Annotated in this window: 15 protein-coding genes; 5 read left to right on the top strand and 10 right to left on the bottom strand. The window is 60.6% G+C overall.

Annotated elements, in window-relative coordinates; translation table 11 throughout:
• Positions 1–10 precede the first annotated feature (10 nt).
• Positions 11–898, top strand: a complete 888-nt coding sequence (locus tag M2497_RS15795) for a LysR family transcriptional regulator (protein WP_248481465.1) — start codon at positions 11–13, stop codon at positions 896–898.
• On the opposite strand, the gene M2497_RS15790 is transcribed toward M2497_RS15795, so the two are convergent.
• From M2497_RS15790 to M2497_RS15770, 5 genes are read right to left on the bottom strand one after another with little or no spacing between them, the layout of a single operon-like run.
• Complete coding sequence (locus tag M2497_RS15790) at positions 893–1,630, bottom strand: molecular chaperone (protein WP_248481464.1); 738 nt, start codon at positions 1,628–1,630, stop codon at positions 893–895. The two genes, M2497_RS15795 and M2497_RS15790, sit on opposite strands and share 6 nt — an antisense overlap.
• The gene (locus tag M2497_RS15785; RefSeq protein WP_248481463.1) at positions 1,627–2,655 is read right to left on the bottom strand and encodes a fimbrial protein; all 1,029 of its coding nucleotides are present in this window, start codon (positions 2,653–2,655) and stop codon (positions 1,627–1,629) included. The genes M2497_RS15790 and M2497_RS15785 overlap by 4 nt, the downstream gene beginning before the upstream one ends.
• A complete protein-coding gene (locus M2497_RS15780) occupies positions 2,652–5,225 on the bottom strand; it encodes a fimbria/pilus outer membrane usher protein (RefSeq protein ID WP_248481460.1) in 2,574 nt (857 codons plus the stop codon). Before M2497_RS15780 ends, M2497_RS15785 begins: the two co-directional genes overlap by 4 nt.
• Positions 5,226–5,227: 2 nt before the next feature.
• Positions 5,228–6,010, bottom strand: coding sequence for a molecular chaperone (locus M2497_RS15775; protein ID WP_248481458.1), 783 nt, complete (start codon positions 6,008–6,010; stop codon positions 5,228–5,230).
• 27 nt (positions 6,011–6,037) lie between these two features.
• Positions 6,038–6,595, bottom strand: a complete 558-nt coding sequence (locus M2497_RS15770; RefSeq protein ID WP_248481456.1) for a fimbrial protein — start codon at positions 6,593–6,595, stop codon at positions 6,038–6,040.
• Between the two features lie 175 nt (positions 6,596–6,770).
• Here M2497_RS15770 and M2497_RS15765 point away from each other — a divergent pair, with 175 nt between their 5' ends.
• Both M2497_RS15765 and M2497_RS15760 read left to right on the top strand, forming a co-directional pair.
• On the top strand, positions 6,771–8,312 hold the full coding sequence (locus M2497_RS15765; protein WP_248481454.1) for an EAL domain-containing protein: 1,542 nt from the start codon (positions 6,771–6,773) through the stop codon (positions 8,310–8,312).
• Between the two features lie 198 nt (positions 8,313–8,510).
• Positions 8,511–8,873 carry a histone-like nucleoid-structuring protein, MvaT/MvaU family gene (locus tag M2497_RS15760; RefSeq protein WP_248481451.1) on the top strand — a complete coding sequence of 121 codons (363 nt, stop codon included), beginning with the start codon at positions 8,511–8,513 and terminating at the stop codon, positions 8,871–8,873.
• Between the two features lie 112 nt (positions 8,874–8,985).
• Here M2497_RS15760 and M2497_RS15755 read toward each other — a convergent pair whose 3' ends face one another.
• Complete coding sequence (locus M2497_RS15755) at positions 8,986–9,522, bottom strand: DUF4946 domain-containing protein (protein WP_248481449.1); 537 nt, start codon at positions 9,520–9,522, stop codon at positions 8,986–8,988.
• A 195-nt stretch (positions 9,523–9,717) separates the two neighbouring features.
• On the opposite strand from M2497_RS15755, the gene gloA reads away from it, so the two are divergent.
• Positions 9,718–10,239 carry a lactoylglutathione lyase gene (gene gloA, locus M2497_RS15750; protein WP_012724171.1) on the top strand — a complete coding sequence of 174 codons (522 nt, stop codon included), beginning with the start codon at positions 9,718–9,720 and terminating at the stop codon, positions 10,237–10,239.
• A 50-nt stretch (positions 10,240–10,289) separates the two neighbouring features.
• On the opposite strand, the gene ahpF is transcribed toward gloA, so the two are convergent.
• The 3 genes from ahpF to M2497_RS15735 all read right to left on the bottom strand — a co-directional run bounded on the left by ahpF (position 10,290) and on the right by M2497_RS15735 (position 13,623).
• A complete protein-coding gene (gene ahpF / locus M2497_RS15745; RefSeq protein ID WP_248481447.1) occupies positions 10,290–11,855 on the bottom strand; it encodes an alkyl hydroperoxide reductase subunit F in 1,566 nt (521 codons plus the stop codon).
• Positions 11,856–11,982: 127 nt separating this feature from the next.
• The gene (gene ahpC / locus M2497_RS15740) at positions 11,983–12,546 is read right to left on the bottom strand and encodes an alkyl hydroperoxide reductase subunit C (protein WP_010210361.1); all 564 of its coding nucleotides are present in this window, start codon (positions 12,544–12,546) and stop codon (positions 11,983–11,985) included.
• 144 nt (positions 12,547–12,690) lie between these two features.
• Positions 12,691–13,623, bottom strand: coding sequence for a site-specific integrase (locus M2497_RS15735; protein WP_248481445.1), 933 nt, complete (start codon positions 13,621–13,623; stop codon positions 12,691–12,693).
• 169 nt (positions 13,624–13,792) lie between these two features.
• On the opposite strand from M2497_RS15735, the gene M2497_RS15730 reads away from it, so the two are divergent.
• Positions 13,793–14,800: a DNA-binding protein gene (locus M2497_RS15730; protein ID WP_248481444.1), complete on the top strand. Its 1,008-nt coding sequence runs from the start codon at positions 13,793–13,795 to the stop codon at positions 14,798–14,800.
• Here the strand turns inward: M2497_RS15730 and gorA are convergent, their stop codons facing one another.
• The gene (gene gorA, locus M2497_RS15725; protein WP_248481443.1) at positions 14,801–16,159 is read right to left on the bottom strand and encodes a glutathione-disulfide reductase; all 1,359 of its coding nucleotides are present in this window, start codon (positions 16,157–16,159) and stop codon (positions 14,801–14,803) included.
• Positions 16,160–16,261: the final 102 nt, after the last annotated feature.

Below are 16,261 nucleotides of genomic sequence, written 5' to 3'. Positions count from 1 at the left end.
GTAAACACTCATGACCCTGACCCAACTGGAAATTTTCTCCCTGGTCGCTGAGCTGCAAGGCTTTACCCATGCCGCCAACCGCCTGGGTATCAGCCAATCGGCGGTGTCCCATGCCATCAAGGGTCTGGAGCAGGAACTGGGGGTGGAGTTGTTCCGTCGGCATCAAGCCCATGTGGCGTTGACCGACATCGGCGAACAATTGCTGTTGCGCGCCCGCGCCATGCTCGGCCTGGCCAACACCCTGGAGCAGGAGGCCGCCGATGCCCGGGGCTTGAAGCGCGGCACGCTGCGTATCGGCTCCTTCGGGCCAACGTCGTCCAATCGGCTGTTGCCGCAGATCCTGCAACCGTTTCGCCAGGCCTACCCTGACATTGAGGTGCATGTCGATGAAGGCCCGGACCGCCAGGTCATCCAATGGCTGGATGAGCGGCGCATCGACGTGGGCTTCGTGGTGCTGGAGCAGGAGCGGTTCGACACCTTCGCGTTGTTCACCGATCAGATGGTTGCGCTGTTGCCGGCCAACCATCCCCTGGCCGAACACCCTGCCCTGCGCCTTGAAGACCTGTGCGAGACGACCTTCATCCTGACCGAGGCCGGCTCGTCGGAGCTGGTCTCACGCCTGTTCGCCAGCGCCCGGCTGACGCCGAAGGTGCGTTATCGTTGCGCGCAACTGCTCAGCACGCTGGAAGCGGTAAGCCGTGGCGATGGCCTCAGCGTGGTGGCCCAGGGTTCCCTGCCGGTTACGCCAGATCCGCGTTATGTGGCGCGCCCACTGGCACCGGCCATTACCCGTTCGATCGGCCTGGCAGTACTGGATCGCCGCCAGGCGTCCCCTGCGACCCTGGCGTTCATACGCGTGGCGCAGGGCCTGGACTATGGGCATGTCTCACCGCTATAGCGACTGGCGATGATGGCGCAGCGCGCCGTTGTCATCCACGGTACTGAATCGCAGGCTGGCCGCACCGGATGGCGCCTTCAGGACCGTGTCGAAGGACAGGTGAGTGGCGGACCGTGGGGCAACCATGGGTGGGTTGTGATGGGGGTATTCGACGCCTTCGACAACCAGTACCACCGACGCCAGCGTCACGTGAAACGCGCTGGGGTTGCGCACTTGCACAACGGTTCGCTGCCCGCCGACCAGGCGCCAGGCCAATCCGCTCGCGGCATCCGCTGCGCCGTTGGCAAGCGCCAGCGGTCGCAGGAACAGTTTGATCCGCGTCCGAATCGCCCATTGCAAGGTATTGCCGCCCGTGGCGTCGGTGGCAGAGGGTCGAACACTCAGCACGTTGAGCCAGTACAGGGCTTCCTGGTCGGCAACCGGCACAGGAGCTTCGCTTGGCTGGTAGACAATACGCAACGCTGCACCTTTGCCCGCGTCAATGCGTTTGATCGGCGGCGTGAGGGTGAAGGGCACATCGCTGTATTCCGGTGGCAACTGCGCGTCACCCTTATCGATCCAAGCCTGGACCAGCCTCGGGCTGTCGGCTTGATTGGTCAGTTGCAGGCTCACTTCACGGCTACCCATGGGGTAGATGATGCGTGTACGGTCCAACACCACGTCACCACTGGCGATGGTAGCCCACAACATGCTGAAACACGCCGCCTTCCAGCAGAGCAAGCCCGTACTCATCGATAACTCAGGGTGAACGTCGCCTGCCCATTGGCCGTTCCGGACTGGATGCGTGCGGCCGTTTGCACGTAGCGTGCCGTGAGTGGAATGGTAAAGGTGCCATTATCGGTGGTGCCCGCCAGCCACTGGTTGGGCGTGCCGATTGCGCTGGAGTCGGGGCCGTAGCTCAGCAGCCGGTCCTGGTGCAGCAACTGCAGGGCCACGCCCCGAGCATTCGAATCGCTGGTAAGAGACAGGCGATTGCTACGGTTGGCTGGCGCGGTCTGGTCGGTCAGGGTCACCAGCACATCGAGGCTGGCACCGGTACCGCCGGCACATTGCAACACGATGGTCTCGGTGACGGCCCCTGCGGTGCTGCCGATGCCACTGAAATCACGCGCCGACACCGTCCCCAGGCGCATTGCCAGGCTGGGTGTCGAGACGGAACACGTCGGTTTGCGCGGCGGCCCGATCAACGTGCTGCCCAGGGTGATCATGTGCTCGCCCGTCGCCGAGCGCACGGCGAAGCGGGCGATCGGGCGGGAGGCAATAAGGCCGCCCTGGATAGGACCGGTGACAAAGAAAAACAACCGCCCCCGCAAGCCCCAGCTCGGTATCCCCGGGTATATGGGTGGATGCAAAACGTTGATACCGGTACTGACCGCCTGGGGTGACCTGTTGTCGCGATCTTCGGCAATCATACCCATCCCGACCCCCGCGACGCCGGTCCGGTAAATCGGCATCCGCACCCCATAATGAAAATAAAAGCTCCCTGTGAAGCTCAGGTCACTGCTCAGGGATATGTAGCTCCAATACTCACTGAATACATCGTCATATCGGCAAACCATCGCGTTGGGGACGTCGAACGTATAGCCATCCGGGTTGCCCAATACTTGCCCTGGACTGGGGTTAACGGGCAGCGGGTCGATGGCGGGCACGTTGATCAGTGTCGGGGCGGCGGCATCGCAGTCGCCACCCGCCCGGGCCACGGGTAATGTCAGTGCCGTCAACAGCAGCGCCAGGACACAGGCGGCAAGGCGCTTCATGGGATGGCCACGCATCGACCTTCCCACACCTGCGCGCTGCGCTGGCGCTCGGCGGAAGGTCTGGACGGCAATTGGTAGACAATGACGCAACGTCCATCCGCCGCAGCGCTCCAACGCACAGTCAGCCGGCCGCTGTCGCTGATACCCCTGACAAATGCCTTGCTCGCCTGCCCCACTACCCCGACTTCGCGCCCTTGTTCATCGAACACCTGCGCGGCAAACGGCAAGGGCTTGCCGTTGTCCCGGCGCGCCTTGACGATCACGGCGCGACCGCTGGCGACCTTGAAGCGCAACAGCGTCAATGCGCCCAGGGTGGGCACGACACTTTGGCTGGACTCCAGCAGCTCGACGTCCACGGGCATGCCATTGGGATCAAGCGTCACCACATTGCGCCGGAATGCTTGCAGGTTGGGCGCCACCGCATAACCACCCGCGCCGATACGCGCGTGGCCGTTGTTGAGTGCTGCCCCCTGCGCGTTTGGGGCGTGTACCAGGGCGGCGGATTCGCCCAGGCTCTGGGACAGGATCAATCCGTCGGAATGAGCGACCAGCGCGCCATCTGCGCTGAATGCCAGTTGCGCACCCTGGTTGGATTGGCCATAACCCAGGCGCATCGCCACTGCCTCACCGCGATAGCCGGTGTAAGCATTCACTGCGCTGGCCCGTGAACCTGCTGCTGCGCTACGGTTGGCCCAAACGCCATAATGAGCGCTGGCATCCTCCCCCAGCAGACCATTGAGACCCAGTTGCTGTTGGCTACCGCGCCGGTCGCCACGGTCCCAATGCTGGGTGCTGGTCAATGTGGGGGCGCGCAGTCCCGCACCCACCGGCATCGACAAGGTCAGGGTGATGCGGTTATCCAGCCGCCCGCGCTGGCCAACATCACCAAAGAAGAGCGCGTCGCTGTGTTCCCTCGGGCTGCGCCGCTGCTCGTCGCGCAGGCGAGTGTCTTCGACACGTGAACGCTGCATCGAGACATTCCAGCCCAGGCGTTTCCAGGTAGCCCCGTAGCTCACTGAAAAGGTGGTCTGGCGCCCCTGCTGCCGCCGCCAATAGGCGGTGGAACTGCCGGACAGAGTTAACGTTCCGCCGCCCAATTGCTGGCTGACATTCAGATCGATGCGGCTTTTCTGCCTGGCCAATCGCTCCGCGCCATAGCCTTTTCTCAGGCCTTCCTGTGCGCTCAAGGCATCGTACAAACTGAAATACCCCGGCGTGGAGTAACGGTACATGCCCAGTGCGAAGTGAGTACCGGAGGTCGGCACGCTTTTGTAATAACCCAGGCCCAGGCTGTGCCCCGAGCGGTTGCCCTGCCCGTCCAGCCGTGTGCGGGAGCCGGTGGCATCCAGGGACCATACGCCCAACGCAGTGCTTGCCGCGACGCCCAATTTGCCCTGGTGATAGCCCTGGGTGCCGGTGCCGCCACCGTACACCGTCAACCCGTCCGCCACACCGTGGGCAAGCGTGCCCTGCACCATCGCTGGCATGCCTGCGGACACGCCGAGCTGGTTCACCTGGCCCAGGCTCACCTGATAGTGGCGAGCCCCGCTGCGCAATAACAGCGGTGTTGCGGAGTACGGCACCGTGAACGTGTTCCGCCGCCCATCCACCTCGGTCACGCTGACGGTCAAGTCACCGCCATACCCGGTGGCTGGCAGGTCATTGATCTCGAACGGACCTGGCGCCACCGTCGTCTCGTAGAGCGTGTAGCCATTCTGGCGAATGGTAACGGTGGCATTGCCTTCTGCCACGCCACGCACCAGGGGCGCATAACCTTGACGGGACGGGGCCAGCATCCGCTCATCGCTGGCCAGGGTCACGCCCCGTACGCGTACGCCTTCCAGGATCTGCCCGCTGCTGAAACTGTCGCCGACTCGCAACTGCGCCTGCCATACCGGGAGGCTGCGTTGCGCAAAGGTCGAGGTGTTTTGATAGGGCGGCTGGCCGGTCGCCGAATCCCAGGTCTGCGCGCCTTGGTGCCGCAGGCGCCAGCGGCCGAGGTTGAGGCCCGCATTCAGGCCCAGATAAGCACGGTCGGTGCCCGCGCCCGCCATCATGCGGGTAGTGCTGAAGGTGTAATTGAGCAGGCCGGCGTTGATGCCTTCATCCCAGTAAGACGGGTCGATAAAGCCACGGGGGAGTTGTCTGACGTACACCTGGGGCAGGCTCACCGTCCACTCCAGCGCGGCGGCGTCTACACGGCTTGTCGCCGCAGGCAGCCAATCCGCCAGCGCGGGACACTCGGAAGCCGTGCGCAGCGTGCCGATGCGCTCCGGTGCGACACCAAGTTGCAGCAGCAAGTCATGGTCGACACAGGGCACAGCATCGGCTTGTGCGTCAGTGGTCATGAACGTTACTTCACGGCGGCCCATGGGCTGGCCGTTGACAATGATCTCCATAAGATGAGTGCCAGGGCTCATCAGGTCGTAGCGACTGAACCGAGACACATCGACGGCCGCGCCCTCGCTGGAAAAGGCTTGCAGGTCAAACACCGGCTCCGCGGCTGTCGCATGTTCAATCGACGTCAATGCTGCACTGATCAGCCCGGCAAGCATCGACTGCCTGTTCACGGTCAAAGCCTCAGCGCAGCACGCTGCGGCGGTGAGAACGCGCCATAGTCGTTGATGTATTGGAAATGCACCTGGGCATCGGCCGGAATGTGCGGGGCGGCTTCGTGGACCGCCAGGCGCAAGGTATCGCCCGGCGCAACCATCCCGGTGTCGCTGCGCAAGAGGCGAGCATCGGCCCGTGGCCCCAAGGCCAGCGCAACCTCTTGGAACGTGACATGAAAGGCCGACGGATTATGCACCTCCAGCCCCTGTCCCGTCGCCGTCTTGTAGAGCGACCAACGTAATTGCCCCGGAGCGTCATCGGGCTTTCCCGGCAGCTGGTCAGGACGGAAGAACACTTTGGTGCGGATGCGGAACGCAAACCGCAGTTGATTGCCTTGCTCGTCGTCCAGCGGAGCCGATGAGTGAAACCTTGGCGGTACCTCCAGCACATTGAGCCAGAACAGTGTTTCGCGGTCTTTGGGCAATAGCTCTCGGGAATACACCAGGCGCATGGCGTGGCCCTTGCCCGCGTCGATACGGAACACCGGCGGCGAAAGGCTGAACGGCACGTTGCTGTCTTCCGGACCGACCCGCCGATCACCGGGTTCGAGCCACGCTTGGACCAGGCGCGGTGCTGCGGCGTCTTCGTTGGTCAATTGGATGGTGATCTCAGCCTGGCGCTCAGGGTAGATATGGCGCGTTCCGTTGATAATCACGCCGGCATCGACCGTCACCGGTGCGCCGGGCAACAGTGCGGCCAGCAGAAATCCCAGGCAGCGCCGGGCCTTTGTCAAACACCCCATGGCTGCGCACTCCTGTTCCCGGCTCGCTCAGGGAAAGGTCACGGAGTACTGCACCGCCGCCTGGACTGGCCCATTACCGGCCGCGCCAGTAGCGATGTACCGCGCCGCAAATGGCAACGTTGCAATGCCATCGTCCGGAATTGCGGGGGTGGATGTCGTCCCCAGCCGCAGGTCGATGGGCCGGTTCACGGCCCCATCGATGATTTGCACCTCCACATTCGCCGCGCCGGAGGCGGCCGTGTTGAGCAGATTCCCCGTCAGCGGGTTGACCCCGGGGCTGGTGCTCTCGAACAACACCGCCACCGAAGACGCCGCACAAGGGGATGCCGTACCGCCCACGTAGATGAAAAAGGGCTTGCTGCCGGCCGTATCACCGACCGCCTTCAACGCGGAGGCCTGCACTTTGTCCAGCGCTACCGGAAAGCTCGCCCCGGTGCCCGGCCCTGATCCGGTCCCCCCGGTAATCGGGCACGTGCTGCCAACAATATCGCCACTGAGGGTGATGATGCCGTCTGCTGCCATGGCAGGCCCGACGATGATACCCATGAATGTGAGAAACGCCGCTGTCCGCCTTTTGCTTTTCATGATGCGTCCACCTTAGAAAAACCGACGTTTTGATCATAAGTAACGTGCGCAAGGCTGCCTACTGACCGAACGGCTAGGTATCCCGAGCTTATTGCGGCGACTGCAACTATCATCGAGACAAGTCCGACCTGCCGTGCCGGCGCCTCTCTCATCTCTCGTAACAGGCTTACATCCCATGCCCTTGACCGTCAAAGGCCCGCGCAGCCGTGCCACCCGCAACCTGATCAGCGTGTTCTGCGCCATGGTGCCGCTTGCATTGGGCGTGGTGATCCTCCATTGGCAAGCCGAACGTACCCTTGAACAAAGCACCGCCCAGACCGCACAGGAAGCCGTACGCCAATTCGACTTGATGCTCGATAACACCGCGCTCGCCGCCCAGGCATTGCTGCCGTTGGCAGGACAGCCGTGTGATAACGCCGCACAGCTGGCCTTGCGTGAACAGGTCACACGCCGCCCGTTCGTGCGGGCAACCACCTTGTCCTGGCAGAGAAACATCTATTGCAGCTCGCTGTTTGGCGACCAATACGCGTCACCGGTCAACCCGGATGATTACGTGGACGGCAAGTTATGGCTAATGAATGGCAACCCGGTGACGCCGGATACCGCTCTGCTGGTGTACCGGCTGGTCGAGGGCGACAAGGCCGCTTTTGCGTCGATCGACGGCTACCACCTGACCAACGCCCTGCGGCTGATCAGCCCCTACGCCGACCTGGTGCTGCAAGTGGGGACCCATTGGCTGGGGGCCGATGGAAAAGTGCATGACACAGCGGTTCCGGTATTTGCCGTGGCCCACCATCATCTTGTATCCGCGCGTTATCACTACAGCGTCGACGCGGGCATGCCGGCTGGCGAAGTCTGGCGCTACATGCAGGCACGATACCCGGCATTGTTCAGCCTGCTGGTGTTTTTTGGCGTGGCGGCGGGAGTGCTTGCGCATTGGCTGCAAAAGCGTTCTTCGGCCCCTACCCATGAACTGCGACGGGCCTTGGGCGCCAACGAATTCATTCCGTACTTCCAGCCCGTGGTGCGCGGCGATACCCGTGAATGGGCAGGCTGCGAAGTACTGATGCGTTGGCAACACCCCAAGGAAGGGCTGGTGCGACCCGATCTGTTTATCCCCCTCGCCGAGCATTCGGGCCTGATCGTGCCGATGACTCGTGCCCTCCTGCGCCAGACCGCCGCGCAACTGGCGCCTCATGCCACGCGTTTCAGCCCCGGATTCCATATTGGTGTGAATATCACCGCACGCCACTGCCAGGACCTGGCACTGGTGGAGGACTGCCGCGAGTTTCTCGCCGCCTTTCCCGTGGGCCAGGTGACCCTGGTGCTGGAGCTGACCGAGCGCGAGCTGATCGAACCCACCGACATTGCCCGCCGCTTGTTCGACGCGTTGCATCAATTGGGAGTGATGATTGCCATTGATGATTTCGGCACCGGTCATTCCAGCCTCGGGTATTTACGCAACTTCAATGTGGACTACTTGAAGATCGACCAGAGTTTTGTCGCCATGATCGGTGCAGATGCACTATCGGGGCATATTCTGGACAGCATCATAGCGCTGTCGGGCAAGCTCGACTTGGGCATCGTTGCAGAAGGTGTGGAAACGCGCGAACAGTGTGAATATCTGGCCGCTCAAGGGGTGGACTTCCTGCAAGGTTACCTGTTTGGAAAACCTTTACCCTGTGATGAATTTATTAAATCGCTGGCGCGTCATTGAATAGCCATGCACTACCTGCACTGAAATAGTTGGGTCTAGAGAAAAGACATGATTTACTCGTGACGCATTAACTACTACAATTTTTCCTGCCTGTGCAGAACTCGCGGGATGACTTCTTTCCTGGGTCGCCTTAAAGCGCTTGGCTTATAGCTTTGTCTGCAGTTGATATCAGCCAACTACACTATTGGAGTACAGATTTTGTCCAGACTCGCCGAATTTCGCGCAGCAGAAAAAGCCCTTCAAGAGCAGCTTGCCCAGCTGGAATCCCTGAAGAACGATGCTGGCCTGAAGAAAGAAATCGAATTCGAAGAAAAGCTTCAAGCCCTGATGAAGAGCTATGGCAAAGGCCTGCGCGACATCATTTCCATCCTTGATCCAAACCTGGGCAAGTCCAGCGCTGTTGCCGCCGCACCTAAACAGCGCCGTGCGCGTGTGGTCAAGGTTTACCAGAACCCGCACACCGGTGAACTGATCGAAACCAAAGGCGGTAACCACCGTGGCCTCAAGGCCTGGAAAGAACAGTACGGCGCTGCCACTGTAGATTCCTGGCTTCGCGGCTGATCGTACTGCACTTATAAAGAGCCCCGCTGACGCGGGGCTTTTTTATTTTATCGGTTCGAAATCGAACTTAAATAACATTTCACTTTGTTCAAAATCGACAGGCCTCACGCACTTAAAGTTTCAGGCTGTCGCGCACCGAACTGACTTCTTCCTTGCTTGCTTCGTACGCCTCGGCCTGACCTGCGTATGAAAAAACATACGCCTTATCGGTATCAACCGCGCCCACCAATGTTTGCGAGAGCACGTGCCGCCCGTTCTCGGTTATCACGCAAGTAGTTTCCAACGCGTCAAGACGGCTCAATGTTGTAGGGTGCATCTTGCTGCACACGCTTTGATAACCACCCTGGGCGAAATCCTTCTGGATGGATTTGCGCATCTCCAGCAGTACGCCTTGAAGATTAACCTTATGACCAACTTCAATCGGCGTCCCGGTCAACTCCATGACCATCAGGGTCGTACCGTTTTCATCATTCTTGATTGCCCGCTGCCGCGACACTGCCTGGGGCTTGGCAGGCGCCTGGTCATCCGCCATCACTTCTTCAACCTGCCACCCGCTAGGCCAATGAATTTCGGGCTCAGCGGCTACTACGCAGGAACTGCCCAACCACAAGCACAGCATGCTCAACAACGGTTTACGAAATTCGGTCATTACGAAAAACACCCAAGGTCCAAGGACCAAAGTTTGAGCCCCGGCACCCACAGGCCGCAAGGCCTGCGTGGCTTTTTCATATGGCGACCGGGCCGAGCCTTGCGTATCATGGCCCGGCTGCACGGATGCCAGCCGCAAGCCAAGGAACCGCTCACATTTCAGAGCCGCGTTTGCCCCATTTTTTCTGGAGGGCCCATGAGCCTGCACGAACTGAACACCTTCCCGGGCGTCACTGCCCAACCTGATACCGCCACCGCCAACTTCGTGTTCAACCACACCATGCTGCGGGTCAAGGACATTACCAAGTCGCTGGACTTCTACACTCGCGTCCTGGGCTTTTCCCTGGTTGAAAAACGCGACTTCCCGGAAGCCGAGTTCAGCCTGTACTTCCTCGCCCTGGTCGATAAATCCCAGATCCCGGCCGATGCTGCCGAGCGCACCCAGTGGATGAAGTCGATTCCAGGCATCCTGGAACTGACCCACAACCACGGCACCGAAAACGACGCCGACTTCGCCTATCACAACGGCAATACCGATCCGCGTGGTTTCGGCCATATCTGCATCTCGGTGCCGGATATCGTCGCCGCCTGCGAGCGCTTCGAAGCCCTGGGCTGCGATTTCCAGAAGCGCCTGAGCGATGGCCGCATGAAGAGTCTGGCGTTCATCAAGGACCCGGATGCGTACTGGGTCGAAATTATCCAGCCCGCGCCGCTGTAACGAAAAAACCCCATGATCGCTCATGGGGTTTTTCATTTGCGCGGCCGTCCTTACGCCGGGGCGGAAGTTCGAATCAGGTGGTCGAACGCACTCAGGGAAGCCTTGGCACCCTCGCCCACCGCAATCACGATCTGCTTGTAGGGCACAGTCGTGACGTCACCGGCAGCAAATACACCCGGCAGTGACGTCTCGCCACGCGCATCGACGATGATCTCGCCACGCGGCGTCAGTTCCACGGTGCCTTTGAGCCAGTCGGTGTTGGGCAACAAGCCGATCTGGACAAAGATCCCTTCCAGGTCGATGGTCTTGAACTCGCCGCTGTCGCGGTCCTTGTACGCCAGGCCGGTGACTTTCTGGCCATCGCCTTTGACTTCGCTGGTCAGCGCGCTGGTGATCACGTCGACGTTCGGCAGGCTGTAGAGCTTGCGCTGCAACACAGCGTCGGCGCGCAACTTGCTGTCGAACTCGAGCAAAGTTACGTGGCTGACGATACCAGCCAGGTCGATCGCGGCTTCCACGCCGGAGTTACCCCCGCCGATCACCGCCACACGCTTGCCCTTGAACAACGGACCGTCACAGTGCGGGCAGAAGCACACGCCCTTGGCCTTGTATTCCTGCTCGCCCGGCACACCCATTTCTCTCCAGCGAGCGCCGGTCGCCAGGATCACGGTCTTGGACTTGAGGGTCGCACCGCTTTCGAAGCGAATTTCGTGCAGGTCACCGGCGTTTTTCGCCGGGATCAAGGCACTGGCGCGCTGCAGGTTCATGATGTCCACATCGTACTGACGCACGTGGGCTTCCAGGGCGCTGGCCAGTTTCGGCCCCTCGGTTTCCTGTACCGAGATAAAGTTCTCGATGGACATGGTGTCCAGCACTTGCCCGCCGAAACGCTCGGCGGCGACGCCGGTGCGAATACCTTTGCGTGCCGCGTAGATCGCAGCCGACGAACCGGCTGGGCCGCCGCCGACGACGAGCACATCGAAGGCGTCTTTGGCGCTGATTTTCTCGGCGGCTTTTTCGATGCCGCTGGTGTCGAGCTTGGCAAGAATCTCTTCCAGGCCCATGCGGCCCTGACCGAAGTTCACACCATTGAGGTACACGCTGGGCACCGCCATAACCTGGCGCTCGTCAACCTCAGCCTGAAACAGTGCACCGTCGATGGCGACGTGGCGGATGTTCGGGTTGAGCACGGCCATCAGATTCAACGCCTGGACCACATCCGGGCAGTTCTGGCAGGACAGCGAGAAGTAAGTCTCGAAGCTGAACTCGCCTTTGAGGGCGCGGATCTGTTCAATCACTTCGACACTGGCCTTCGACGGGTGGCCACCCACTTGCAGCAGGGCCAGCACCAGCGAAGTGAATTCATGGCCCATGGGGATGCCGGCGAAACGCAGGCTGATATCGGCACCCGGGCGGTTGATGGAGAACGAAGGCTTGCGCGCATCGTTGCCATCAGTCTTCAGGGTAATCAGCGTCGTAAGGCTGACCACGTCCTGCAAAAGGGCAAGCATTTCCTGGGATTTCGCGCCGTCGTCGAGGGAGGCGACGATCTCGATCGGCTGGGTGACCCGTTCCAGGTATGACTTCAACTGAGCTTTAAGATTGGCGTCCAACATACGGGCGATTTCCTGTTCATTCGGTTTATTGCAGACAAAAAAACGCCCGAGCGAACCTCGCCCGGGCGTTTTGAGGGCGGATGCAGCTTACTTAAGTGCGGATTCCCGCCCTTGAGACTTCACAGACTTAGATCTTGCCGACCAGGTCCAGGGACGGAGCCAGGGTGGCCTCGCCTTCTTTCCACTTGGCTGGGCACACTTCGCCTGGGTGGGCAGCAACGTACTGAGCGGCCTTGATTTTGCGCAGCAGCTCGGAAGCATCACGGCCAACGCCACCGTCGTTCAGTTCAACGATCTTGATCTGACCTTCCGGGTTGATCACGAACGTACCGCGGTCTGCCAGGCCAGCTTCTTCGATCAGTACGTCGAAGTTGCGGGAGATGGTCAGGGTTGGGTCGCCGATCATGGTGTACTGGATCTTGCCAATGGCTGGCGAAGTGTTGTGCCAGGCCGCATGGGCAAAGTGGGTGTCGGTGGAAACGCTGTAGATTTCGACGCCCAGTTTCTGGAATTCGGCGTAGTTGTCAGCCAGGTCTTCCAGCTCGGTTGGGCAAACGAAGGTGAAGTCGGCTGGGTAGAAGAACACAACAGACCACTTGCCTTTCAGGTCAGCGTCGGACACATCTACGAAGTTGCCGTTTTTGTAGGCGGTAGCTTTGAACGGTTTTACTTGGCTGTTGATGATAGGCATCGTTGACTCTCCGTCAGGTTTGTAGAAGGGCTTAGTAAGTTGATGAGGTGAATCCTACCCACTCTCTACGCCGATGGCTCATTGGCAAACCTGATGCTGACGATTGGTTTTCCCTATCAGGTGACTGTATTAATAGAAGAAATCTCAAAGCAGCGGCTGGCTCGCCAGGCTCATGCCGAGAAAGGGCGTCGCTTCAACATAGCGCATGGCGGATTTCATGTCGCTCCAGCCGACGTAACTCATCAACGACTTCAAATCCCAGCCGCTGCGATGAGCCCAGGTGGCAAAGCCCCGGCGCAGCGAGTGGCTGGTGTAGTGCTCGGCGGGAATGCCGGCACGCTCCAGCGCCTGGCGCAGCAGCGGGATCACACTGTTGGGGTGCAAGCCCTCCTCCCCCAGGTTGCCCCAGCGATCAATCCCGCGAAACACCGGGCCACGTACCAAAGCCGAGGCACTGAGCCACTCGCTATAGGCCTGCACCGGGCACAGGCGCAACAGTGCCGGGGTGTGATAGGTCTTGCCGAGATTGTCGCGGTCGCTTTTGCTGCGGGGTAGGTACAGGCTGATCCCTGCACCGGGCATCGCTTGCACATGCTCGATAGAGAGACGACACAACTCGTCGCTGCGAAAGCCACGCCAGAATCCCAGCAGGATCAATGCGGTATCACGCTTGGCACGCAGCAATCGGGGCCGGTTCTGTGTTTGCGCCGCTTCTATCGCTTCAGCGTCAAGAGAAGCAACCACTAGCTCCAGATGCTTGAGCTGCAACGGTTCGGCTTGCTTCTCCCGCGCCGGGTGCACTGCACGAATGCCCTTGAGCACCTTGCGCACCACGGACGCCTTGGTTGGGTCAGGAAACCCCTGGCTCGTATGCCATTGCGCCAGTGCCGAGAGCCGCGACTTCAGCGTGTTGACCGCCAGCACACCGGCATGGGCGACCAGATACCGCGCCACGCTGTCGCTGGTCGCCGGCAGGAACCCGCCCCAGCTCACTTCGAAATGCTCGATCGCTGCGCGATAGCTACGCCGCGTGTTGTCGCGGGTGGCAGCGTTGAGATAACGATCCAGATCGCTCATGGGAGGCCTATTCGTACTGTTGACTGACGCATTAGCGGATTAAACCGTAATGACACGGGATAATACGCCAATATCCCATCTGTTAAATGATGAATTTAAACAAGTTTTATATGTGATATAGTATGTATATACATACCACGTACCACATTACGAAATCGACGGAGACCCCATGGCTCGCGGCGGCATCAACAAAGCAGTAGTTCAAACGGCCCGCTTGGCAATCCTCGCCCGCGGCGAGAACCCCAGCATCGACGCAGTGCGTATCGAGATGGGCAATACCGGCTCGAAAACCACCATTCATCGTTATTTGAAAGAGCTGGATGAAAGCGAAACCCGCACCACCATCACCGAAGCGCCAATCGACGACGAGCTTGGCGAACTGGTGGCGCGACTGGCCCAGCGCCTGAAAGAGAAAGCCCAGGAACCAATCGACCTGGCCCTGGCGCAGTTCGAACAGCAGAAGGCCGCCCTGCTCGCCGAGGTGCGAGCCCTTGAGGAGGCCCATGGCCAACTCCAGCAGCAGTTCGATATCCAGGCCGCCGCCCTGGCAGAAGAAAGCGCCGCCCTGCAAACCGCCAGCACCAGCCTGCAAACCGAGCAAACCCGCAACGCCGGGCTGAGCCAGGCGTGCAGTGACTACGAGCTAAGGATCAACGACAAGGACGAGCAGATTCGTTCATTGGAAGAAAAGCACCTGCATGCCCGGGACGCGCTGGAGCATTACCGCAATGCCATCAAGGAGCAGCGCGAACAGGAACAGCGCCGCCATGAAGGCCAGTTGCAACAGGTACAGGCAGAACTGCGCCAGGCCCAACAGAGCGCCATGGTGCGCCAGGATGAAATCACCCAACTGCATCGCGACAATGAGCGGCTGTTGATCGAGCATCGGGTGACAGCGAAGGAATTGACCGCACTGCAGGAGCAATCCCGCAAAGATCAGGCCCAGCAGCTCAAACTGACGGAACAGGTGAGCCTGATTGACAGCGAACGCACCCTGCTTCAGGAGCGCCTGCGGGTAGCGGCGCTGGAGAGCCAGTCACGCCAGGAAGCACTGGACGAGCACCAGCGCACCAATAAAACGCTTGAGCTGGCGCTGATCAAGGCTCAGGCCAGTGTCGAGGCGTTGCGCCTGGCTGCCGCCGTTGCAGCGGCGCCAGAGGCAACGCCCAAGGCCTGATCAACCCGCTACGGGCGTGCGCATGGTGACGAACTCTTCCGCCGCCGTCGGGTGCACGCCAATGGTTTCATCGAAATGCTGCTTGGTCGCGCCCGCCTTGAGCGCGATCGCCAGGCCCTGCACGATTTCCCCCGCATCCGGGCCGACCATGTGGCAACCCAGCACTTTGTCGGTGTCGGCGTCGACCACCAGCTTCATCAGGGTCTTTTCCTGGCACTCGGTCAGGGTCAGCTTCATCGGCCGGAAACGGCTTTCGAAGACCTGCACCTTGTGACCCTTCTCTTTCGCCTCTTCTTCGGAGAGCCCCACGGTGCCAATGTTCGGCAGACTGAACACCGCCGTCGGGATCATCTTGTAATCCACCGGGCGATACTGCTCAGGCTTGAACAGGCGACGCGCCACGGCCATGCCTTCGGCCAGGGCAACCGGGGTCAATTGCACACGACCGATCACGTCGCCGATGGCCAGGATCGAGGGCTCGGCGGTCTGGTACAGGTCATCCACCTCAACGAAACCACGCTTGTCGAGTTTGACGCCGGTGTTCTCCAGCCCCAGGTTGTCCAGCATCGGACGTCGCCCCGTGGCGTAGAACACGCAATCAGCCTCCAGCACCCGGCCGTCTTTCAGGGTGGCCTTGAGGCTGCCATCGGCCTGTTTGTCGATGCGCTCGATGTCGGCATTGAACTGCAGGTCCAGGCCGCGCTTGGTCAGTTCTTCCTTCAAGTGCGTGCGTACCGAACCGTCGAAGCCGCGCAGGAACAAGTCGCCGCGATACAGCAACGAGGTCTGGGCACCCAGGCCGTGGAAAATACCGGCAAACTCAACGGCAATGTAACCGCCGCCGACCACCAGAACACGCTTGGGCAATTCCTTGAGGAAAAACGCTTCATTGGAGCCAATGGCATGTTCGCGCCCCGGAATCTCCGGAATCTGCGGCCAACCACCTGTTGCAATCAGGATGTGCCTGGCGGTAAAGCGCTGGCCATTGATTTCGACCTGATGCGGGTCCACCAGGCGCGCATGCCCTTCATGCAGGGTCACGCCGCTGTTGACCAGCAGGTTGCGATAGATGCCATTGAGGCGATTGATCTCGCGGTCCTTGTTGGCGATCAAAGTGGCCCAATCAAAATTCGCCTCGCCCAACGACCAGCCAAAACCGCCGGCCTGCTCAAAATCCTCGGCAAAATGTGCGCCGTACACCAACAGTTTTTTCGGCACGCAGCCGACGTTGACACAGGTGCCTCCCAGGTAGCGGCTTTCCGCCACGGCCACCTTGGCACCAAAGCCTGCGGCAAAACGTGCCGCACGCACACCGCCGGAACCGGCGCCAATTACATACAGGTCAAAATCGTAGGCCATTTCACTCTCCTCGGCAGGACATCAGCATACCGACTTAGATGGGGCTGAAAAACGAAAAAGCCACCCGAAGGTGGCTTTTTTGGAACAGGCTGCCTACAGCGT

Source organism: Pseudomonas sp. CYM-20-01 (assembly GCF_023169845.1).
GTDB lineage: Bacteria > Pseudomonadota > Gammaproteobacteria > Pseudomonadales > Pseudomonadaceae > Aquipseudomonas > Aquipseudomonas azotoformans.
This window is presented reverse-complemented; position numbering and strand designations above follow the sequence as displayed.

Excerpts from the sequence above, each read along its gene's own strand:
- M2497_RS15795 (WP_248481465.1), top strand. The coding sequence starts at position 11 with ATGACCCTGACCCAACTGGAAATTTTCTCCCTGGTCGCTGAGCTGCAA.
- M2497_RS15790 (WP_248481464.1), bottom strand. The coding sequence starts at position 1,630 with ATGAGTACGGGCTTGCTCTGCTGGAAGGCGGCGTGTTTCAGCATGTTG.
- M2497_RS15785 (WP_248481463.1), bottom strand. The coding sequence starts at position 2,655 with ATGAAGCGCCTTGCCGCCTGTGTCCTGGCGCTGCTGTTGACGGCACTG.
- M2497_RS15775 (WP_248481458.1), bottom strand. The coding sequence starts at position 6,010 with ATGGGGTGTTTGACAAAGGCCCGGCGCTGCCTGGGATTTCTGCTGGCC.
- M2497_RS15770 (WP_248481456.1), bottom strand. The coding sequence starts at position 6,595 with ATGAAAAGCAAAAGGCGGACAGCGGCGTTTCTCACATTCATGGGTATC.
- M2497_RS15765 (WP_248481454.1), top strand. The coding sequence starts at position 6,771 with ATGCCCTTGACCGTCAAAGGCCCGCGCAGCCGTGCCACCCGCAACCTG.
- M2497_RS15755 (WP_248481449.1), bottom strand. The coding sequence starts at position 9,522 with ATGACCGAATTTCGTAAACCGTTGTTGAGCATGCTGTGCTTGTGGTTG.
- gloA (WP_012724171.1), top strand. The coding sequence starts at position 9,718 with ATGAGCCTGCACGAACTGAACACCTTCCCGGGCGTCACTGCCCAACCT.
- ahpF (WP_248481447.1), bottom strand. The coding sequence starts at position 11,855 with ATGTTGGACGCCAATCTTAAAGCTCAGTTGAAGTCATACCTGGAACGG.
- ahpC (WP_010210361.1), bottom strand. The coding sequence starts at position 12,546 with ATGCCTATCATCAACAGCCAAGTAAAACCGTTCAAAGCTACCGCCTAC.
- M2497_RS15735 (WP_248481445.1), bottom strand. The coding sequence starts at position 13,623 with ATGAGCGATCTGGATCGTTATCTCAACGCTGCCACCCGCGACAACACG.
- M2497_RS15730 (WP_248481444.1), top strand. The coding sequence starts at position 13,793 with ATGGCTCGCGGCGGCATCAACAAAGCAGTAGTTCAAACGGCCCGCTTG.
- gorA (WP_248481443.1), bottom strand. The coding sequence starts at position 16,159 with ATGGCCTACGATTTTGACCTGTATGTAATTGGCGCCGGTTCCGGCGGT.